This is a genomic window from Stenotrophomonas sp. RIT309 (genome assembly GCF_000632045.1).
GTDB classification, from domain to species: Bacteria; Pseudomonadota; Gammaproteobacteria; order Xanthomonadales; family Xanthomonadaceae; genus Stenotrophomonas; species Stenotrophomonas indicatrix.
Genome location: NZ_JFYS01000001.1, coordinates 278,455 through 299,437 on the forward strand (window position 1 = coordinate 278,455; position 20,983 = coordinate 299,437).

Below are 20,983 nucleotides of genomic sequence, written 5' to 3' on the forward strand. Positions count from 1 at the left end.
GAGAGAGACCATGAACCATTCCACCGTGCTGCCGCCGGCAGCGCTGTCGGTCGCGCTCGGCCTGCTGTTGGCCAGTGGCCATGCCGGCGCTCAGTCCACTTCGTCACCGCCTGCACCATTGAGCCAGGCCGAGCTCTCGCAACTGGTGCAGCAGCAGGCCGTGCAGATCCAGCAGTTGGAGGCGCGCCTGCGCGCTGTCGAAGGCGGGCAGGGCCTTGCAGCGGTACCGGCGGCAACGCCAGCCGCTACGCTGGAAACCCGGGTCGCCGCGCTGGAATCGGGCCAGTCCAAACAGCCCAAGGTGTCCTGGTCCAAGGGGGCGCCGGAGTTCAGCAGCGCCGACGGCAACGCAGCCTTCCGGCCACGCGGCCGCCTGTTCGTCGACGCATCCAGTACCGACGGATCCTCGGTGAGCGACCGCAACCTGTCCGGTACCGAAATCCGTTCGGTGCGCCTGGGCGCCGAAGGGCGTTACGGCATACTGGGCTGGGCCGTCGAAGGCGATTTCGCCGACAACGACGTGGCCTGGAAGTCGGTCTACGCCACTGTCGATCACCGCCTGTTCGGCCTGCCTGCCGATCTTACCGTCGGCAACCGCCTCAATGACCGCGGCATCGACGGTTCCAGCAGCACCTCCAACACGCCCTTCCAGGACCGAAATGTCGTGGGCACCTTGATGCTGCCGCAGCGCGGCCTGTTCGGTGTCGGCCTTACCGAGCGGGTGTATGGCAAGGGCTGGCACGCCAGCCTCTCGGTGGCGGGCAATGACCTCAACAACGCCGGTACCGACAACGACAGCCAGACCTGGGCCACGCGCGTGCACTGGAATCCCATCGAGAGTTCCGCCGCGACGGTGCACCTGGGCGCATGGGCCTTCCACGAGGAGATCGCGGCCGGTGCCAGCAGCGTGGTGCGCAGCTCGGCCATCGCCGGGCATTTCAACGATCTGGTCAAGATCACGCCGGGCACGCTGCTCGGCGCCGAGCGCAGCACCGCCTATGGCGCGGAGCTGGCGGGCTTCTTCGGCCCGGCATGGGCGACGGGCGAATGGGGCACCCGCAACCTGCGCGGTGCCGATGCCAGCGGTCGCTACGACCTCGACCACCAGGCCTGGGCTGTCTCGGCCGGCTGGTTCCTGGCCGGTGCCATGCCAGCCTATTCGGGCAAGGCCGGCACCTGGAGCCGGGTGAAGGTGACCGACCCGGTCACACGCGGCGGCAGGGGCGCGTGGGAGCTGAAGGCGCGCTATGAAGACGTGGATTACGCCGAACTGCCCAGCGGCGGTACCGGCCATGCGTGGACGCTGGGCACGAACTGGTACCTCAACGATTTCAGCCGCGTGATGTTCGAGGCCATCCGTTGGCAGACCGACAACCGCAGCGGTACCGGGCCGGGCAGGGACGAAGGCACCACCTTCAACACCCGTTTGCAGGTGGCGTTCTAGGCAAATACTGCGCCCGCGCCTGATCAGAGCAGCAGCAACGCCCCGATCAGCGCGGGCGGCATCACCAGCGCGCCGACACGCAGGAAGTCGAGCGCGCTGACATGCTCGCCTTCGCGGCGCAGCGCCACCAGCCACAGCATGGTAGCCAGCGAGCCGGTCACCGACAGGTTCGGGCCCAGGTCCACGCCGATCAGCAACGCCGCGCGCGTCTGCGCCGGCAGCTCGGCCATCTGGCCCAGCGAGCCCGCAGCCAGGCCCACCGGCAGATTGTTGGCCACGTTGCTGAGCAGTGCGGCTGCGCCTCCGGCCAGCCAGCCCGCCTGGTGCGGCGAGGTCTGCGCCAGCGCCTGCAGGTTGCTGGCCGCTGTCTGGATGACACCGGTCTGCGAAACCGCTTCAACCAGCACGAACAGGCCAGCGACCAGCGGCAGCACGCCCCAGGAGACGTGGCGCAACAGCGGCAGCGGGCTGCGGCGCTGGCGGATCGCCACCACCGCTACGCTCAGCGCGCCCGCACAGAACGTTGTCAGGCCCAATGGGCCGTTCAGTGCGGAGGTCACCAGCAGCACGGTGCCGGTGAACAGCACGCCCAGCGCGCTCAGCCGGCCACCCTCGGTAAGCGGGCGATGCTCGGGCGACGCTGCCAACGGCTGTGCGATCTCGCGGCGATGCACCCAGCGCAGCACCAGATACGTGGCAGTGATCGCCGCCAGCGAAGGCAGCGCGAACTGCGCCAGCCACTGCAGCAGCGGTGGCATGTGGTTGCCGTACACCACCAGGTTGGCCGGGTTGGAAATGGGCAGCACGAAGCTCGCCGCATTGGCGATGAACGCACAGACAAACAGATAGGGCAGGGGGTTGGCGCGGGCCGCCTTGCACGCCGCATAGACCGCCGGCGTCAGCACCACCGCCGTGGCATCGTTGGACAGGAACACCGTCACCACCGTGCCGACCAGGAACACCAGATCGAACAACCGCCGCCCCGAGCCGCCCGCATGCCGCACCGCATACAAGGCCAGCCAGTCGAACAGGCCCTCGCGCCGCGCCAGCTCGGCCAGCACCATCATGCCGACCAGGAACAGATAGACATCCCGGCCTTCAGCAACCGCGTGCCAGGTCGTGCCGAGCGACACCGCCCCAAGCAGCGGAAGCAGCGCGGCCGCGCCAAGCGCCCACACGTACTCCGGAATGCGGAACGGCCGGAACAGCAGGCCGACGGTGGCAACGGCCACGGCCGCCCAGATGATGAAGGGGGAAGAGGAAGCGAGCATGGAGTGGGTGGGGTCTCAGCTGCACCGGCGCGAGCCAACAGCAACGCGCGCTACAGCGATGGCAAGTGCGAGAAAGTCGGCATCATACCGTGCCGGCTGCAGCGCCGGCCCCGCCAGCAAAGGGCCGTATCAGAACCCGACGTGCGCCCGATTGAAGGCGCATGCCATTCACCGTGATGCGTCACGGTAATGCCAATTCCGGACATCCGCATCGCAAGGGTGGTGCCGGCCAGGCCGGCAAGACGCCATGTGGTGCAGCCTCGGCTGCGATTCGGTGAGCGGCACAACGCCGGTGGAGCAGGGGTGCAATCGACATGCGGACAGGAACCGAATTCGATTCATCCGTTCGCTGGTCACGGTGACACGATAGGACACGCGTACGTCGCCGAGCGCCTCGCAGAGGACAGGGTGCATGCCGTATCGCTGACACCTGTCACTTGTCCGTGCAATGCGTACCGCCAATAGTGAGCGCCACCGCCGCCTGCCTGGCCGGCACTCACCGAAAGGACCTCCCGTGAACCTGCTGCAGCAACTTCTCTGGCAGACCCCCATCTGGGTCTGGGTGCTTCTGGCGTTCCTGGTCTGGCGCGGCATCGCGGCCATGCGGCCGGGGCAGACCTCGCTGCGGAAGCTGGCCATCGTGCCGGCGCTGTTCAGCGCCTGGGGCATCTGGTCGATCAGCCACCGCTATGGCGGCTCGCCGTTGGCGTGGGGCGAATGGCTGGCCGGCATCTGCGCGGGCGCAGCAGTGGGCTGGCTGCTGCTGCGCCGGGCAACGCTGAGCGTGGACGCCTCCACGGGCACGCTGTGGCGCAGTGCCGACTACAGCCTGCTGCCACTGCTGCTGGTCACGTTCGTCATCAAGTACGGTTTTGAAACGGCGCTCGCCGTGGCGCCCGGCCTGAGCAGCAACGCAGGTTTCAGCGCCGCCTATCTCCTGCTGTCTGGCGGATTCACCGGCATCTTCATCGGCAAGTACTGCCGCTATCTGGCGGCGTCGCGCCGGGCAACGCCCAGCGGGATGCAGCCTGCGGGCTGAGTCCAGCCCAGGATGAGGGGGCGGTGCACGCGCTCCGGCCGTGCCCTCACCACATTCACCTCGCAGCAGCGAAAATGCAGCCTTGGGCGCGCTCCAGGGCGCACCGATCACTGCCTGCAGGAACGCAACGATGTCCAACAACCCTTTCGGTGAATCCTCATGCGCTGCCGCAGCCAGCGGTTGCGTGGAGGTGCGCGGCGCGCGCGAGCACAACCTCAAGAATGTCGATGTCTCCATTCCGCGCAATGCACTGGTGGTGTTCTCCGGGGTGTCGGGGTCGGGCAAGTCGTCGTTGGCCTTCGGTACCGTCTTCGCCGAAGCGCAGCGGCGCTACTTCGAGTCCGTAGCGCCATACGCGCGGCGCCTGATCGACCAGGCGGGCGTACCCGATGTGGATGCCATCGACGGCCTGCCGCCGGCGGTGGCGTTGCAGCAGCAGCGCGGCGCCAGCAATGCACGTTCCTCGGTGGGCAGTGTCACCACGCTGTCCAGCCTGGTACGCATGATGTACTCGCGCGCAGGGGCCTACCCGGCCAACCAGCCCATGCTGTACGCCGAGGACTTCTCGCCCAATACGCCGCAGGGCGCCTGCAGCACCTGCCACGGCCTGGGACATGTGTACGAGGTGACCGAAGCGCTGATGGTGCCGGACCCGTCGCTGAGCATCCGTGAACGCGCCATCGCCTCCTGGCCACCGGCATGGCATGGCCAGAACCTGCGCGACATCCTGGTCACGCTGGGCTACGACATCGATGTGCCGTGGAAGAAGCTGCCGAAGAAGGGCCGCGACTGGATCCTGTTCACCGAGGAAACGCCAACCGTGCCGGTCTATGCCGGCTTCACCCCCGCAGAGACCCGCGCCGCGCTGAAGCGCAAGCTGGAACCCAGCTACATGGGTACCTATACCGGTGCGCGCCGCTACGTGCTGCACACCTTTGCCAACACCCAGAGCGCACTGATGCGCAAGCGCGTTTCGCGCTACATGGAAGGCAGGTTGTGCCCGGCCTGCCACGGAAAGCGCCTGAAGCCGGAAGCGCTTTCGGTCACCTTTGCCGGTGTGGATATCGGCGAGTTCATGCGGTTGCCGCTGGACCAGTTGGCGGACCTGCTGGGGCCCATCGCGCAGGGCGATTTCAGCGCGCACAGCGGGGGCGCGCGTACCAGCGGTAGCGCCACGAAACGCGATCGCACGCAGCGGGCTGCAAGCGGCCGCCCTGTCCACGCTGGGGCCCCCGACGTGCGGCTGACCTCGGCCCTGTCGGAAGAGAAGCGCTTGGCCGCGCAGCGGCTGGCAGGCGGCGTCATGGCGCGTGTACACCAGCTGCGAGGCCTGGGCCTGGGGTACCTCTCGCTGGATCGCGCCACGCCAACATTGTCGGCCGGCGAACTGCAGCGCCTGCGGCTGGCCACGCAGCTCAGCTCGTTGCTGTTTGGCGTGCTGTACGTGCTCGACGAACCCTCGGCCGGCCTGCACCCCGCCGACAGCCAGGCGCTGTACGACGCGCTGGACCGGTTGCGCGACGGCGGAAACTCGGTGTTCGTTGTCGAGCACGACCTGGAGCTGATGCGCCGCGCGCAGTGGCTGGTGGATGTTGGCCCGGAGGCGGGTGAGCACGGCGGGCGCGTTCTCTACAGTGGCGAGCCCGACGGCCTGCGCAAGGTCCAGGAATCGCGCACCGCCCGGTATCTGTTCGACCAGGTGCCTGCGGCCGCCAGCCGGCAGCGCACCCCCAGCAGCTGGCTGGAGCTGAAGGGCATCCACCGCCACAACCTGCAGGGTGTGGATGCGCAGGTGCCGCTGGGGTTGCTGACCGCAGTGACCGGCATTTCAGGGTCTGGCAAATCCAGCCTGATGGCGCAGGCACTGCCCGAGCTGGTGCTGCTGCACCTGGGGCATGAGCCCGAAGACAACAGCGCCGAGAGTGCGCCCACCGACGCGCCGACCGTGATCGAAGCGACCCGAGGCCGGCTGGCTGGCGATGTGGACGCCATCCAGCGGGTAGTGCAGGTGGACCAGAAACCCATCGGCCGGACCCCGCGCTCCAACCTGGCCACCTATACCGGCCTGTTCGACCACGTGCGCAAGCTGTTCGCCGCCACGCCCGCCGCGCGCCGCCGGCGTTTCGATGCCGGCCGTTTCTCGTTCAACGTGGCCAAGGGCCGATGCGAGACCTGCGAAGGCGAAGGTTTCGTCAGCGTCGAACTGCTGTTCATGCCCAGCGTCTATGCGCCGTGCCCCACCTGCCACGGCGCGCGTTACAACGAGGCCACGCTGAAGGTGCTGTGGAATGAGCGCAACATCGCCGAAGTCCTGCAGATGACGGTGGACCAGGCGCACGCGTTCTTCATCGAGGAAGAAGCCATTGCCCGCCCGCTGCAACTGCTGCAGGAGATCGGCTTGGGCTATCTGAGGCTGGGCCAGCCAGCCACGGAGCTCTCAGGCGGCGAAGCCCAGCGCATCAAGCTGGCGACCGAGCTACAGCGCAGCCAGCGCGGGCGCACGCTTTACGTGCTGGACGAACCCACCACCGGCCTGCATGCATCGGACGCGGACAGGCTGCTGGTGCAGCTGCAGCGACTGGTGGACGCGGGCAATACGGTGGTGATGATCGAGCATGACATGCGCGCGGTCGTGCAGGCGGACTGGGTGATTGACGTCGGACCTGGCGCAGGCGCTGCGGGCGGCACCATCGTGGCGAAGGGAACACCGCAACAGGTGGCGCGCGCCAAGGGCAGCAGGACCGCGCCCTTCCTTGCGCGCGAGCTGGGGCAGGGTGGGTGAGGCGGGGCGTCGCCGGAGTTGTGCTTCTACTTCTGCACGCCACACCGCTCATCCTCAGGCACATCGCCAGCAAGCGTCAGTAGCAGCCGATCCTGCAGCGTAGGTTCCTGCACGCCAGACAGGACCTGCTCCAGATAGGTCAACGGCACCAGTGACCACTGCAGCGTGGCCTGTAGGGGGTAGATCGCAGGCGCCCGTTGCTCGGCACCCAGCGCAACCCTGATCAGCAGAAGCGGCGGCTGCCTCTCCACGTGCAGCACCGGCGCACCCTTGCACAGGATCTGGAAGGAAGCCGAAGCGGGCGTCCCCTCCATGAACGCGAAGCCCTCCCGCGCCCGCGCCTCTGCGAATCGATATGCATGGCGACGCAGCGTCCAGAATGTCTCATCGGGTACATCACGGTACGCGAGTACTTCGGGCTCAACCGGCTCTGGAAAATGTATCTGTACTGCAACGACCAGCGCCAGAAAGAGTACCCACATCACGCCGTGGCGCACCTTCATTTCAGGCCCCACCGAAGTGATCCTTCAGTCTGCCGGCTGCAGCCGTTCGCTTGCGTGGGCTGCGAGCCCCAGGCCGGCCATGATCAGCCCTTCCATCACCCGGTCGCCGACGTACTGCTCCGGCTCGCCGTTCTGGCGCGTGCGTTCTGCGGCCAGCAGCACTTCCAGCACCACGCGCAGGCCTGTCAGCGAGCAGTCGGCATCGGCCAGCGCCATCTGCCGGCCACGCAGCTGATGCCGCTCTGGCCAAGGCTGGCCGTTGGCGGCCACGCCCGAGCCGATGCTGTGCAGCAGCGCGATGAGGGTGTTGGGGTCCACGGCAGGCCCGGCCGAGGGTGCCTCGTGGATGGGCTGTGGGGCAGGGGAGTGGGGCGTGGTCATGGCGGGGCTCCTTGCGTGCAGGCAGAAGCCGCCACCGATAAAGGTGGCGGACGATGCGTGGCTCGAAATCCGGCGTACGATTAGACCGGCAGGCACAGGGCCTCCACGCACCGCCCGCCATAGCCGGCAGACGGATTGCCAGCCGGCACCACGCGGTGGTGGTGCCGGCTGGCAAGCGTAAACATCAATCGTACAACCGGGATTTCGAGGCCCGACCACCGGTGTTCGGTGGCATGGCAAGAAATACGCCCGGTTGTGCGCGCTGCCAATACAGTAAGGGCAATGCCGTCACCGTTTTCGACGTTTTCAGAATCGTTGTATGGCGGGGAAGGGCGCTAGAGGCTTGGCCTGCAAGGGCCGTGGGCGGTGCCGATTGGCCCGCAAATTTCGTGCCGGTACCGACATGCTCTGGCCGGGAGTGGGGCAGACGCGACAAATGGATGGACGGGGCGAACCCTCGATGCCCCTTTTAGGTCTACCCCTATCCGCTGCAATCAGAGTGCACTGCGTGGCTGACGCCACGCTCCACGCCATGGCACTATCCGGGATGCGTCAGGGGCGCTTGAAAGGGGGAGTACATGGAAAGTACGCAAAAAGGACTAACGATGGCCGATGTCGCTGGCTGGGGTTCGGCTGTCGTCACGTTTGGCTTGATTCAAGGCGCGCTTTATCTGAAGGCGTACTGGGGCCACTTTGGCCTTGATCCCTTTCAGTTTGTTGCGGTGAGCGAACTGGCCCTGGCCGGTCTGGCAGGCATCGGCATGGTGTTGTTTCTGATGCTGGTGGCTTTGCTGTTTAGCGGCTGGGTCGACGTGAAGCTGACGAGCGGAGCCTCCAAAAGCAAGCGGTTCGCCTGGCTGGGTCCAACGATCTTCTTCACTGGACTAGGTGCGCTGCTTTGGTGGTCGAACGCGTGGCCTGTGCTGATAGGGCTTTTTCTGACCATCATCTGTGCGCTGGCCGTCCATCTCTCGCCAGTGATACCGACCGCAGTGAAAGATTCCCCTTGGCTGATCTATGCCTTGGTGATGCTGGTCTATGTCTCGATAGTGTCAAGCATGCTTGGTTCCGGGCGTGCCGCGACGATTTCCTCTGGGGGCGGCAAGCACGTGACGGCTGTGACTGTTGATGGAACGGTGCAGGGCGGCCTTAGCCTGATTGGTCGGCTTGGTGATAGCTATGCGCTGTGGGACCCTGCGCGGAAGGCTGCTGTGCTGGTGCCTGTTGGCGATGTGGGCAGAATGGAAATTGTGCGAAAGGGTGTGATGCCTGTTCCTGCTGCGAAATAAGGCTGGGTTTTGGCAAGCGCCAGGCAGGGAGTTGCAGTGCATCTGAGATCGCGGACTAGCGATGAGGGATGTTTATCGAGGGTAGGGGGGGAGGTGCGCTTCTCGCTAGAATGTGCCGCCGTACCCGCATTAGTTCCGTCTTACTCCACTCCCACTTAATTTCCCGCGCCAGGTCACGGATTGAGATGAACGACGCGAAAGGCCTGCCGCTGCAACATCACTGGCGGCTTGGCCGAGCCGGAGTCCTATCTTCTACATCTCATCCGCTCAATCTCATTCAGGACTTGCTTGTCTAATGAACCGAAGTCACCCGGAATTTCATTGTCTGTGAAGAAGGAGTAAGTGACGCCAAAGTCGTCGCCATGGAGCACACGATTGCAGGAAACACTGCCCAACGTGTCGCAGGATGCCATTAGCTCATCGTCATCCATGGGTTGTGTTGCGCCACGTGCACTCGAGCGCCATACGAAAATGTGGCTCTTGTCGCCGCCGTCGGGAACGGCAAGCAATCCTTCCTCCAGCATCTTCGCGTCTTGCCAGCCTTCAATAGCGCTCGTACGCAGATGGGATCCTTGGGGGAGGTCGCCAAACCTTCTTCCAGGAAAGTAAGATTTGGCTACCACCGCTACCGAGATCAAATTACCGGGGCCGATACAAGCCTCGCTATGGCTGGAGTAACAGCCATGCAGGGTAAAGCCGCCGGCCACAGGATCCTCATGACCCCGCCGGGAAGGCGTCGCATCTAGATCGCCAGGAATGCAAAAGTCGGTCTTCGCACCATCGACACGATATGAAGTGGGCGAATCCACACATCCGGACCCAAGAGCTGCCACGACACACACAAAAAATCTAGTTACTGCAACTCGGTTGCGCGCAATAGTCATATACGTCCCGCGTCGTTGAGCCAAGAACATTGATTACCGTCTCCAGAGCATCCGTCTTGTATCCACCAAATGCCCTGGGGTCTGCTCCATTTCTTTCAAAGACTCGCTCGTGGAACTCTCCGATGACACTCCTGTCTAACATTACCGGATTCTTCTCAGTTGCACCCGCCTGGTCCAGCGCCTGCACATGCGCTCTCGCAAGATCAATCCTTATGGCCTCCATCTTAAACGCAACCGCAATTGCCTGCGTGCTTGTCATAGTCCGGGGGTCAGTGCCCATATTGCTGGCAATGGAATTTGCGAGAATTCTGTTAGTGATTTCTGAGAGCCGAGCATTCAGAGGGTTGGAGCCACTATTGCCTGCCACTTCGCCTGCGCGTTCCGCATACTTATCGCCGCCCGATCCCGCCAATTGATAATATGCTTTCCAATCGCCCGACACGGCAGCCGCTCTTTCCTCAACAGTAACCCAGCAGCCCTTGCCGCTGCATTCGCGACCATCGGGATCTCGGTTTGTGTAGGGATTGCTGTTGGCGTACCAGTAGCGATTGAAATTGTCCCCGCGTGGTCGAGCAGCCACCGGGTCGACCGATAGAAAGCGTCCGATTGTCGGATCATAGTAGCGCTGCTGCATGTAGTTAAGTCCCGTCTGGGCATCCGACACTTGGCCGGTGAAGCCTGGCTGATCATCGCTACCTGCAACGAGCATGGATCCATATGGGTCATAGAATGATTCAGCTATCAGATTTCCGGATGCGTCCGACTCTGCCACCGGGGTCCCCAAGGCATCGGTATGCACGTATGTGACTGTCGCCTGCGCATACACTTCAGGACTGAGCGCCCCGCACATCAGCATCAACGAGATCATGTGGCGGGTAGCTATGCTGGCTCGATTCATTCGCACTACCCTCCAGTTGCGGAAACGGCGGGGGCCCAGGCCGAGCACCCTATGGGCTTGCATGCTCTCACTTGGAACGTAGCGCCTGCAGGAACGCCCGTGTAGTCGATCTGCACCGACGTTGCAGGCCCCGAATAGGCTCCCCTTCCTGTGACTTCGTACCAGGCAGCCCCGGCCACTGCGTTCCAGCTGACGAAGTAACGCACCTGCCACGGCGGGAATGCATTGGTAACCACGAAGCGCGCGGTGAGTCCGGTTGGTGTTACAGGCGGAACATTCACTGCCACCGCAACTGAGCCACTGTAGCCGCTGCATCCCCCTTGATTGCATGCGGCGACCCGGTACGCATAGGTACCATCGCCGCGACCGGAGATCACCGCAGAAGTACTTCCGCCGCTATAGACCGCCGTCCATCCTCCGCCATTCGCGCTCTCTTCAACTACATAGCTATTGGCTCGATCAACCGCGTTCCAACTGACCGTGTAACTGCCGGTGCCGGAACTACCCGGACCGAATAGCACCGGCTCTGACGGTGGTCGCATCACTACCACGTTCAACGCCGGCCCCTGCGGCCCGCAGCCCCCATCGTTGCAAGCTGCAATGCTGTAGCTGAGGCTTCCATTTGCGCGCCCAGTCAATGTCGCGCTGGTGCTGCCGCTATTGAGGATGGCATTCCACCCACCGCCGGATACGCTTTCGAAGAGCCGGTATGTCGTCGCAAGGGGAACCGGCGACCAGTTCAGAGCGACACTTCCATCATTGGATAGAGTCGGGCCGGACAGGTTGGAGCTGCCTGTCGGAGCACGAACGACCCGCACAGTCGCGGGGCCAGTACTCGGCCCGCACCCGCTGCTGTTGCAAGCGGACACGCGGTAGGCGTAGCTTCCGTCTGGCTTCTGTGAGAATTCCTTCGCTGTCGCTGCGCCTGTTGCTGCCACGATCCAGGCGGAGCCACCGCTGCTTTCTTCCAAGTGGTAGACGCTCGAGCCGGATACTGAAGACCAGGAGACGGTGTAGGCACCGTTCGCAGACAGTGCGGGAGCACTCAATCCAGCGGGTGATTCTGGGACGCGCAGCACCTGCACCGACGCCGTTGCACCGTACTCACCGCAGCCGGCGGCATTGCAGGCACGTGCGCGGTAGGCAAATGTGCCGTTGGGCTTGCCAGCAAAGGAGCGAGAGAGGATGGCGTCATTCTGGATTTCGGCCCATCCACTTCCTGTTGTGGACTCCTCCAACCTATAGGCCTGGGCGCCGGCCACTGCTGGCCACGAGACGCTGTAGTTGCCGTCTATTGAGAGCCCAGGCGCGTTTACGGAGGGCCCAGCTGAAGGGAGCGACTGGACCGAAGTGATAGCAGTGGCACTCCAGCCGCCACAGGCCGTAGCGCGACAGGCTCGCACACGGTAGCCGTAAGACCCGCCAGCCCTGCCGGTCACTTCTCTCGTCCTGTTAGGCCCGGAATAGATGTTGGACCACGCGCCGGCGCCCGCTTGCTCTTGCAGATCGTACCGGCTGGCTTGGGCCACCTCTGACCAGGAGACCGTGTAGTTGCCGCTGGAGCTCTGAGCAGGCGCACTGACCACCGGGGTCGCGGGTGCCGTCGATGTTGTGGCCTTCGCGACCAGACTTCCATTTAGATAGACGTACTCCACGCTACTGGCGGTGCGATCATTGTCTTGTCGACGAAGCACCCCGTCATTTCCGTAGAAGGATGCGATAGTGCCAGAGTCAGCCGAGGACAGGACTCTTCGTCCGCTACCGTCATATCGATAGCTTTCCTTCCCCACTGCTGTGCGAAGTCGGTTGCCGTAGTCGAACTGAAATCCTTGACCGTTCTTGACAGAAAGATTTCCCTGCACGTCGAAGGCGAGCCCCACTACCGTCGAGCCGCTACTGTTGATGATGTTGGTCAGGCGATTGTTGCCGTCATACCAGTAGGAAAGATCCTTAAGGCCTTCAAGTCTGACCGCACGGATGTTGTCCAAGGCGTCGTAGCTATAAGTAAGCTGCCCATTGCCACCGAAGGCGGTTGAATGGGTGGACAGCAGGCGATCCTGCGAGTCATACGTCATCGAGCGAGTGCGCGCTGCGCTCAATCCATCGGTGATCTGCGCTACGTTGCCTGCAGCATCGTAGCCATAAGTGTTATTGAGAACCCCTGCGTCGGAAACACTGGCTGGAAGCTGTCTCCCGTTCTGTTGCGTTGTGTGCACTATCCCGTTGCCGTACACAAACCGGCTCATGCCACCATTAGGGAAGTACGTGACGCTGGATACAAAGGCGCCCGCGCGTGTTGGCTGACCCAGCGCATTGGGAGCGTATTCAACGCTAAGCCCGCTTGGATACTGAACACCGGCCAAGGAAGCGTGTGGGTCGTAGACGTACCCAACCGACCGTGCAGGCATTCCCGTCTGTTCGATCGATTCTCCGGTAACGAGGCGACGCCTGTTGTAGCTGTAGGTATTCACCACCTGGCTACTACCAGCATCATTGCGCGTGGTGACTTGGGCGACCTTGCCGTCGGCGGTGTAGCTCCAGATCTGGTCACCATTGCTGTCCGGAAACGACAAGGCGAGCAGGCGATTTCGGGCATCGTACGATCTGGAGACGCGTCGCGGAGCTACCGACGCCGAGCTGCCGTCTGGCTCGCAGCCGGTACTACTCGCGAGGCCGGACGCAGACCAGGCAACGTTACCAGCTCCGTCGTAACCGACGAGCGTAGCTCCTGTCTCAGGCTCTACTGTCCGACACAGCTCTTGGGCCGCGTTATAGGAATAGGCTCGCGTAACCTCCAGGCTGCCATCTGCGCTGCCGCGGCGAATGCTCAGCGGCTTTGCGAAGGCGTCGCGATCAATGACTGTCAGCCCTCCTTCCGGTTGAAGGATCCGCGTTGGACTATCGAAGGAGGGCTGATCCAGCATGCGATACCAGGTCCGGATCTCGGCCCCCCTGGGATTGCGAGCAAGGGTGAACACGCCTGACGCGTCTCGTTGATAACTGAGTGACGTGGTGAGGTCACCCAACTCGGAGTTCTGAGTAACAGAGGTGGTGCGACCTAGTGCGTCATAGACGGTCCAAGTGCCACGATCACTATTCGCTGTTGCTGCAGGATAGGAGGAGAACACCGTCCTGCCTTCGTTGTCGTACTCCCTGCCTGTGAATCTGATGGTGCCTGGGTCGGCGGCGTCGTACTCCGAGACAATCAACGGTCGCCACAGTGCGTCGTAGTACGCGATGGAAACTCGGTTTCCAGTAATGGTTGTTTTTCGCCAATGGCCAGCCGCAACGCCGTACTCGTCGCCCATGACCTGAACAAAGCTCTGGTTCATCGGGCTCCAGGCGGTGCTATCTCCACTCGGGTAGTCAATGCCCGCCACCCGTCCCATCGCGTCATAGCGATATCCGGTCGAGAACCCGTTCTGATCGGTGACTTGGCTAATCCAGCCGCGATCATCCACGACAGCGCTTTGCGTTGTGCCATCAGGGAAGCTGATCAGCTGCGGAACACCGCGCTTCCAAGAGCCCAGCACGATAGTGTTCCCATTTCCATCACGCACGTATGCGATGGTGCCATCAGTGTTGTAGCCAAGCGATTGGGTCAACTTCCCAAATGCCCAGAACTGCGTGGGTCGAGAGGTGACAGGATCGAACGTCGCCTGATCGGCGAGGACGCCATTGATCGCACGAGTAGCAACTTGACCCAGAATCCACGAGCTTTCGTTGTCATGGTAGCTCAGGGTTTCCAAGGTAGTGGCGGCCCAGGCTTGTGGAAGGCTGGCCGTTGCAACCAGAGCAGCTGCGAGCAGCGTCTTGTGCGGGTATGTGCTTCTACGAGGCGATTTACGTGCCATACGCTTCCCTAAATTGTGGGACGCAGCGCACGAGCGCTGCCATTCGACTGCCTGTCGTAGCTCACCCTCAGGGCGAGCTGGATCGCGTGATCTTCAGCGGCCTTGCATAAGCGTCAAACTGATCCACGCGATAGAGAAATGTATTTCCATCCTGCGTGGTGGTGCGTGACTCCAATGGCTTGGGTAGCTCTTCTTCCTTCGAGCATGACCAACAGGGATTGCTGCCAATCCGGGCATAGCTGCCGTCCGAGCTACGCCGGTACTGGGTGTCTATCCGCCGCAGCACTCCCTGCGTATTCCCGCGTTCCTCACTCAGCAGCTGGCCTTCGAGATCTCCGTACTTCTGACTGAAGGTGAAGCGATCCCAGCTGCCGTCCTCGCGAGTAACGGTGAGTGCGCGCGTCTCGGGGCACGGCGTAGTCGAGCAGTAGACATGTTGTCCAGTGTCCAGGCTCGCAGCAAGCGGCGTGTACTGGTAGCTCCATGTCATGGTCGCGAGCCCGGGCCCTGAGATGACCTTGCGATCCAGTGCCAGCACGGTCAGGAGGTGGGACTCCACCGGATAGAAGATCTGCGTGAAGGGCCGGCAGGTGTTCGGCGCATTGGTTCTGCCATGAAGTCGGTAGCTCATTTCAAATGTGCCCCTGGCTCCTGAAGGATGAGTCATGACCACCGTTGCGGATGAGCTTGGACCAGGTGTGAACGGCACAAAATCTGCACAGTTCCTCCAGCCGCCAATGGGGTTATCGAACGCAGCTCCGGCATCAAATGACCAACTCGATCCATCTGGAAGTGCCACGCGGGTGAGCTTGCGATCGACAGTGCTGCCGGTGTACTCATAGTTCCAAGTGCGGCCATTGGCGACGACACTCTGTACCCCGTCAGCCCCTGAGTTCACCGTAATGGAGCGGCCGTCGCTCGCGCTCATCACGACCTGACTTGGGGAGTAGGTGAAGGTAATGAAGTTGCCGTTCCTGTCCTCGATACGGGTCGGCAACGCGCGGAACTCACGCAGTCCCATCGTGCTCGTGTAGTTGAAGAAGCCATTACCGTAGTTCGCGGTCATGGTTCCGCGGGGTATAGCCACAATGCGGTCAAACCAGTACCTGTCCCCATTGGGGGCATGCGCCATGAAGGCCTCCCCGCTCTCGCCGTTGCTGGTGCTCGGAAGGCAGGAAAACACCCAGCGATCAGCGGTGGTCCAGTGATAGGCACGACCGTCCGTAGGTTGCTTGGCACCCGCAGCCATGATGATCATGGGCTTGCTGTCGCTCCCGGGAAGGCTCAGGGAGAGCCCGCCCCAGAAAAAGTGCGGATCAAAGGAGAAGCCGACGTTTCCTTGCCCGCCACTCACATACTCGGATGGAGCGCTGGCCTGCTGAGGTGAATTCAGTGGGATCGAACAACGACGTAGTGGCTCGCCCGGCACCATGGACACCCAGCCACTCTGCCCAAACATGCCTGAGATGTAGGGCAGGTCAAAATCCCAGTCCCTCATCGATTTGAGGGTGTCCCGGCGCCCGCCCATTTTCAATGTGCGCGAGAACCGCATTGGCAATGCGTTGTTTCCAGGTAGATCAACATCAACCTGGGTGAACTGGATGCCGCCCGTATAGAGGCTGACCCTGTCACCGAACAGGTCGTTACCCAACACCGTGAGTTCGCTCAGGCCCTTGAGCTTGTCTTCGTAGAAGACGCCCGCCTGCGATGAGGTCAGTGGCGCGCCAGTCTGTGCTTGAGCAGCGGCAGCGAGTGTCAGCAAAAATAGATTGAGGACAGCACTGATGACTTTGGAATGCAATGACACGTACGTCTCCATGTAGCGCTGGCTGAGCGGCCAGACATGATCCGGTGACTACTAAGTCTGCAACAAGACAACTTCAGGGCTTATCGGATAGCAATGAGACATCGCCTGGACAAATGCTGCCAATAGAGCCTCATTCATTGCGCTTTACGCACGAACTACCCGCGCTGCGATAGCTGCGCTTAAGAGTGACAGTCACGTTCCCCTTGCAATGCGGCGGACACTATCTCAAGTAATGACGGCGCGCAACTGGCTTTGGTTTGCGCCTCCAGCCAAGATCAAGTGAGCATCGAGTGCACGCGGGAGATCAGCTCATGACTATTGAAGTAGTGACACCAGTTGCAGCGGGCTGACAGCGGCGCGCTTTGGACGACCCATATGACGATGCGACCGACCAGGTAACCGCAGCGGGCGCAACACCATCGCGATGATGTAGTGGCGGGCAAGCTTGGATAGACGGAATACTTCAATCACCAGCCACTGATCGTTACCCGCTTCTGGCCGGAGGCAGACGTGCGCAGGCGCTCTGTCCGGTTCCCGCCTAGAGGCTCAAGCGGTCGTTTGCATGGCTGGGTTTGGTGTTTGCACTAGACTGGAGGCGAGGGCATAGTTCTTCCGTCAAAATGGAGGAATAAGCCCCGCCACGGCAACACCATCTGAGCAGAATCGGCTGTTGTCTGCGGCAACGCAATCGGCGATGGAAGCCGAGCTGGGCCGGAGGCTGACCTCTGCGGAGAGCGACAAGATCTGGAACACGGGTTCTTTTCACGGGCTTGAGATGATCGACATGGCGATTCACTACGCGCAATTTGTTGATGCTCTTGAAGCGTATCTTGCCGGGTTGCGGGAGCGCGATCCGTTGCCCGAGCGTTTTAGGGCCTAGTGCATTCCGCGCCGATCCGCTCGGTGAGAACTGTCAGAGATTGCTGGAATGCGGCCGCAAACAGTTGGCCACCGTCTCTCTCGTGGCTTTGAGCGATCGAAGGGAGCAATCTGGTCCACGTGTCGGGCAGAAGCTCTTGATCTTGGTGCGTTAGAAACGAAATCCGCAGGACATACTCCATTGCCTTTAGGTAGCCGCGGTGCATCTCAATTGCGGCGTCGCAAGCATGGAGGCGATCAAGGATCTTTGTAATCTCGGAGGTCATGGCAGTCTGGACAGGAGGGGAAGGGGAGGGCGATAGTCTGCGAACGTCCAGACGAGCCTGCCGTGAGCCTCCTCAACCTTCTACTCACTCGTGACCACCTTGTCGTCGCAGTGGATACCTTGGCAGAGGATGCTCTCACAGGGAAACATTCAGCAGGAGCAAAGCTGCTGCTGATCCCTCAGCACAACCTGATACTTGCTACGCGAGGTTCTACGCAGTTCTTCCTCCGCATTTATGAGCTAACGCTGCAGGCCAGCTTCCGCGCAGATTTCACAATGGAACAGCTATCTACCGAGCTGGGGTTAGTGGTGGACCAGCTGTGGCCGAACTACGAGAAGGCGGCAGCCGAGGCAGGATTGCCGATCGAGCAGCTCGGAGCCGAGTTGGTGCTTGGTGGCTGGTCGCCGAAGAACGGCCGGATGATGGCCACGGGATATGCGAAGAGTGACAGCCAGCGTACTTGCGTGGTCCAGCCGATCTGGGGCCAGCTGGCGCCCCTAGGCGAACCGCTCCAGTTCGTAACTCCCAGCATGGCCCAGACGGATCTGCTGGCCCATGCGCGCCTGCAGAGCAGCTACCTCAACAGCGGCTGGGACGGAGGGTGGCAGGGGGCCGACTGCTGGCTGGGTTCCTGCAGAAGGGGCAGTCCGTGCTCAAGGATCTAGGAGAGATCTAGGTCGTTGGCGCCAATCCGGCTAGCGCCAGGATCCGATCCCGCACTTTCTCCCATCGCTGCGGGACCGTAGCATGCTCAAGGTGAGCCGTAGATTAGGAAGATTTATCGAGGGATCGAGGGTAGGGAAGGGCAGAACTTGCACCTACTCAGTTCCTCAGTGGAAGATGAGCAGATCCACTTCAATTGGGGCAGTGGATCGGAATGCTTTATGGGGAGCAGGGCTATACAGATTTGCTGCCAGAGGGCGCAGTCCAAGTGCGGCCGCCCTGCAGCGCGCTTGCGGCTCGCACTGACATCAGCCCTTTCGCAATGCATTTCGCTTTGTGCGATGGTGAGTCAGTATCGTCCTCTCAAATTCTGAGTTGCGCGCCTTGCACCCTTCGAACACAGATCGGATGGCTTTCAGTCTCTCAAGAAGCTCTGAAGGATGGGGTATTTCCTGCTGGTTGTCGGAAGGTGTGTCGTGGGCTGAGATCACGCCGCTACAGTCGTCGTGAAGCTCAACGATTGCTTTCCAATCTTCCAAGGTGAATCCGATGACGGCGCCCACGTTCTCGATCTTGACCTGGTCGGCGAATGGGTGGACGACGTCATGCAGGACAACTTCCCGAATGCCCCGCTCGAGCGCACCGCGAAGCATCGCATAGAGATTCCTCATCTGAAGGCGTTCAACGTCGTTCAAATGATCATTGCATACTCCCTCAAGATCCACTGCATCTTTGCGGATGCGGTCAATCTGCGGAAAAAATTTCTCGTTCTCCCACGCAAGTCCTTGAACGACCGCGCCGGGTCGGTGATCGGCCCACTCTATAGATTGAAGTGTTGGCTCCAGACCCTGTCCATTGGCGGCCATACGAAGTTCCGTCAGGAACACGGCGTCATGCGTGAAGACGACAACCTGCCTTTCTTTGGCTAACTCGACAAGTCGCCTAGCCATCTTCTTTCGGAAGCGATGGTCCAGCGATGTAGAAGGATCATCGAAGACCAAGGTGGATTTGTCCCCACGCAATTGAGCTTCGGCCAGGAACAGGGCTAAACCCATAGCCCGTTGTTCGCCTTCCGACAGGACCGTGCTCGGTGGAGAGTTTGCGCTCTCCAGCGTCAGGGTGATCATGCTCACCCCATATGCGGTCCGAGACTTCATTGCAGGCTTTTGCGACCGTGCTCCCAGCAATGCGAGCTCTGCCTTCATGGCTTGCAGCATTTCCTCCGTGATGTATTGCTGCGACATCTTGGTAATGCGAGCCGATAGAGCCTTCGTTTGGAGCTGGTCTTCCAGTGATTTTAAGCGTCTGGCCTTGCGCGCATCCTGGACATACTGCTCTGCCAGTGGCAGGACCGCCGCCAAACCTCGCTTGGCCGCAAGGAATGTCCTCTCATCGGATAGGGACCGGATTCGTGTCTCGTCATTGGCTGCGCGCAGTTCGACGGCTCTGGCCCGACATGCTTTCGCTTTCTCGGCAAGGACTGCAGATAGGGCTGGCTGTGGGGCAGGTGAGGTCCGGGGGCAGCACCAATCTTCTGTTGCATTTGCCTGTGCGGCCCACTGTCGACTCGCAGACCACGCCTTCTGGTGGACTGCGATCAGATCGGCGGTGGTGGCATCAAGTTCGCGCAAGTCCGCCAGGGTCGCCTCGTCAATGACATCGGTGCTGCCATCTGCCACCTTCTGTACTGCATTGGATAGCGCCGTGTTAGCAGTGTTCAGTGCTGTTGCCGCTTCGCTCGCAACATACGTTCGGAAGCGTTCCAGCCGCTCCCTGGCACTTTGAGCAAGCGGTTGCTGGCAAAGGACACAATGCGCACCTTCGTCGGTTGAAGGGTGTTGCTCGTCGTGGAGGTAGACCTGGGCCGAAAACGCCTCGGCAGCCCTGAATAGCGTCTTCCAGGCGTCGCTACCTGTGCCGGCAAGTTCGTCGCCATCCTCTCCCTGGAGAAGGCCTTGGGCTAATCGGTCTGCATCAACGGCCGCAAGCACCGAGGCATGCAGCTCCTGGAGCCTATCCACGGCCCGATCCGATGAAACGCTTTCAATGCTTCGGCATTTCGACGCTGCCTGTTCCAGTCGCGTGGCCAAGCCATCCTTTGCTTTGGCCTGTGGCTCTAGGTCCAAGTTGGTCAACAGCTGGTCGATTTCAACGATGCGGGTTTCGTGCGCCTGATTGAACTCACCCAGCTGCCGGATGTGGTCAAGGTCAGTGTCGGCGGACAAACTATCAATGGCTTTGCCGACTGAATGCGCGCCTTTGAGAGCGGCAAATGGCGATACGTCCAGGCGGATCGCTTCACGTTCGTGCCTGATGCTCGCCTGCAACCGCATCATGCCCTGGGTGAGTTCCCCTAATTGTGGGATCCCATAGGGCTGGTACTCACAGCTTCCCTCCTGAGCAATGTAGTCCTCGCCACAATGGCTGTCGTATACGGCCACCATTGCCAGGCGGCTGTCGGAATGCATGCCCTCCTGCCAGTCATACAGGATTGAGTTTCCCTGTGCGTCCAACACCACGATCCCGGCGCTGGGCGTTCCGGAGCTTTCGGCGAATGCGTCAGGCAAGACTTCAGCCGATCTGCGCGCTCGACATGCTCGCTTCAAGACCCGGGTATAGCCAGATTTGCCGGCGCCATTTGTGCCGAACACGATGTTCAACCCTTCGGGATTGAACTGAATTCGACTTCCTGGGGCGAACCGATTGACGTGCTGGAGGTCCCTTAGTTCCTGCAGCACGGTGGTCTGACCATCCCCCATTGTCGGGATGTGGGCAACCTTCAATGGGACCGAGATTGGGGCGCCTTCGGTTTCCTCCAGTACGGCCCGAATATCGACTAAATCCTGTTCTACGATCGCACCTGTCGCAAAAATGCGACGCAGGGCATCGCTCTGCCAAGTCGGCCATCCGGATGACATTTCCAGGAGTTCTTCCAGCAATCCCATGGCAATCGACGCGCAGGCCCGGACGCGGACCTTCCCCTATGTGCAGACTATCCCGGATCCAGGCAAATTTCACCGTCT

At 61.7% G+C, this 20,983-nt stretch carries 14 protein-coding genes; 6 read left to right on the plus strand and 8 right to left on the minus strand.

Annotation, left to right across the window (positions count from 1 at the left end; genetic code table 11):
• The first annotated feature begins 10 nt into the window (after positions 1 to 10).
• Positions 11 to 1,444 carry a porin gene (locus BW38_RS19150; protein WP_032974773.1) on the plus strand — a complete coding sequence of 478 codons (1,434 nt, stop codon included), beginning with the start codon at positions 11 to 13 and terminating at the stop codon, positions 1,442 to 1,444.
• A 23-nt stretch (positions 1,445 to 1,467) separates the two neighbouring features.
• Here BW38_RS19150 and BW38_RS19145 read toward each other — a convergent pair whose 3' ends face one another.
• On the minus strand, positions 1,468 to 2,715 hold the full coding sequence (locus BW38_RS19145; RefSeq protein ID WP_032974774.1) for an arsenic transporter: 1,248 nt from the start codon (positions 2,713 to 2,715) through the stop codon (positions 1,468 to 1,470).
• 514 nt (positions 2,716 to 3,229) lie between these two features.
• Between BW38_RS19145 and BW38_RS19140 the strand changes: the two genes are divergently transcribed.
• On the plus strand, positions 3,230 to 3,754 hold the full coding sequence (locus BW38_RS19140; RefSeq protein ID WP_032974775.1) for a DUF6622 family protein: 525 nt from the start codon (positions 3,230 to 3,232) through the stop codon (positions 3,752 to 3,754).
• Between the two features lie 130 nt (positions 3,755 to 3,884).
• Positions 3,885 to 6,536, plus strand: a complete 2,652-nt coding sequence (locus BW38_RS19135) for an excinuclease ABC subunit UvrA (protein WP_032974776.1) — start codon at positions 3,885 to 3,887, stop codon at positions 6,534 to 6,536.
• A gap of 26 nt (positions 6,537 to 6,562) precedes the next feature.
• Here BW38_RS19135 and BW38_RS22065 read toward each other — a convergent pair whose 3' ends face one another.
• Positions 6,563 to 7,039, minus strand: coding sequence for a hypothetical protein (locus BW38_RS22065; protein WP_032974777.1), 477 nt, complete (start codon positions 7,037 to 7,039; stop codon positions 6,563 to 6,565).
• Between the two features lie 24 nt (positions 7,040 to 7,063).
• Positions 7,064 to 7,420: a hypothetical protein gene (locus BW38_RS19125; RefSeq protein ID WP_032974779.1), complete on the minus strand. Its 357-nt coding sequence runs from the start codon at positions 7,418 to 7,420 to the stop codon at positions 7,064 to 7,066.
• 605 nt (positions 7,421 to 8,025) lie between these two features.
• Here BW38_RS19125 and BW38_RS19120 point away from each other — a divergent pair.
• Positions 8,026 to 8,709, plus strand: a complete 684-nt coding sequence (locus BW38_RS19120) for a hypothetical protein (protein ID WP_235189877.1) — start codon at positions 8,026 to 8,028, stop codon at positions 8,707 to 8,709.
• Positions 8,710 to 8,954: 245 nt separating this feature from the next.
• On the opposite strand, the gene BW38_RS21670 is transcribed toward BW38_RS19120, so the two are convergent.
• From BW38_RS21670 to BW38_RS19115, 4 genes are all read right to left on the minus strand, one after another.
• Entirely contained in the window at positions 8,955 to 9,518 is a 564-nt protein-coding gene (locus tag BW38_RS21670) for a hypothetical protein (RefSeq protein WP_152543258.1), read from the minus strand.
• A gap of 40 nt (positions 9,519 to 9,558) precedes the next feature.
• A complete protein-coding gene (locus tag BW38_RS21330; RefSeq protein WP_223482462.1) occupies positions 9,559 to 10,491 on the minus strand; it encodes an RHS repeat-associated core domain-containing protein in 933 nt (310 codons plus the stop codon).
• Positions 10,492 to 10,496: 5 nt separating this feature from the next.
• Positions 10,497 to 14,345 (minus strand): hypothetical protein, encoded by a 3,849-nt coding sequence (locus BW38_RS21335; protein WP_081794512.1) that lies wholly within the window; start codon positions 14,343 to 14,345, stop codon positions 10,497 to 10,499.
• 67 nt (positions 14,346 to 14,412) lie between these two features.
• A complete protein-coding gene (locus BW38_RS19115) occupies positions 14,413 to 16,152 on the minus strand; it encodes a hypothetical protein (RefSeq protein WP_140226989.1) in 1,740 nt (579 codons plus the stop codon).
• Positions 16,153 to 16,846: 694 nt separating this feature from the next.
• On the opposite strand from BW38_RS19115, the gene BW38_RS19110 reads away from it, so the two are divergent.
• The gene (locus BW38_RS19110) at positions 16,847 to 17,032 is read left to right on the plus strand and encodes a hypothetical protein (protein WP_032974784.1); all 186 of its coding nucleotides are present in this window, start codon (positions 16,847 to 16,849) and stop codon (positions 17,030 to 17,032) included.
• Positions 17,033 to 17,359: 327 nt separating this feature from the next.
• A complete protein-coding gene (locus tag BW38_RS21080; RefSeq protein WP_235189878.1) occupies positions 17,360 to 17,962 on the plus strand; it encodes a hypothetical protein in 603 nt (200 codons plus the stop codon).
• 306 nt (positions 17,963 to 18,268) lie between these two features.
• Here BW38_RS21080 and BW38_RS19105 read toward each other — a convergent pair whose 3' ends face one another.
• Positions 18,269 to 20,905, minus strand: coding sequence for an AAA family ATPase (locus BW38_RS19105; RefSeq protein WP_081794513.1), 2,637 nt, complete (start codon positions 20,903 to 20,905; stop codon positions 18,269 to 18,271).
• Positions 20,906 to 20,983 lie beyond the last annotated feature (78 nt).

Coding starts and splice junctions, on each gene's coding strand:
- BW38_RS19150 (WP_032974773.1), top strand. CDS start 11: ATGAACCATTCCACCGTGCTGCCGCCGGCAGCGCTGTCGGTCGCGCTC.
- BW38_RS21330 (WP_223482462.1), bottom strand. CDS start 10,491: ATGAATCGAGCCAGCATAGCTACCCGCCACATGATCTCGTTGATGCTG.
- BW38_RS19105 (WP_081794513.1), bottom strand. CDS start 20,905: ATGGGATTGCTGGAAGAACTCCTGGAAATGTCATCCGGATGGCCGACT.
- BW38_RS19145 (WP_032974774.1), bottom strand. CDS start 2,715: ATGCTCGCTTCCTCTTCCCCCTTCATCATCTGGGCGGCCGTGGCCGTT.
- BW38_RS22065 (WP_032974777.1), bottom strand. CDS start 7,039: ATGAAGGTGCGCCACGGCGTGATGTGGGTACTCTTTCTGGCGCTGGTC.
- BW38_RS19125 (WP_032974779.1), bottom strand. CDS start 7,420: ATGACCACGCCCCACTCCCCTGCCCCACAGCCCATCCACGAGGCACCC.
- BW38_RS21335 (WP_081794512.1), bottom strand. CDS start 14,345: ATGGCACGTAAATCGCCTCGTAGAAGCACATACCCGCACAAGACGCTG.
- BW38_RS19120 (WP_235189877.1), top strand. CDS start 8,026: ATGGCCGATGTCGCTGGCTGGGGTTCGGCTGTCGTCACGTTTGGCTTG.
- BW38_RS19135 (WP_032974776.1), top strand. CDS start 3,885: ATGTCCAACAACCCTTTCGGTGAATCCTCATGCGCTGCCGCAGCCAGC.
- BW38_RS19110 (WP_032974784.1), top strand. CDS start 16,847: ATGGAAGCCGAGCTGGGCCGGAGGCTGACCTCTGCGGAGAGCGACAAG.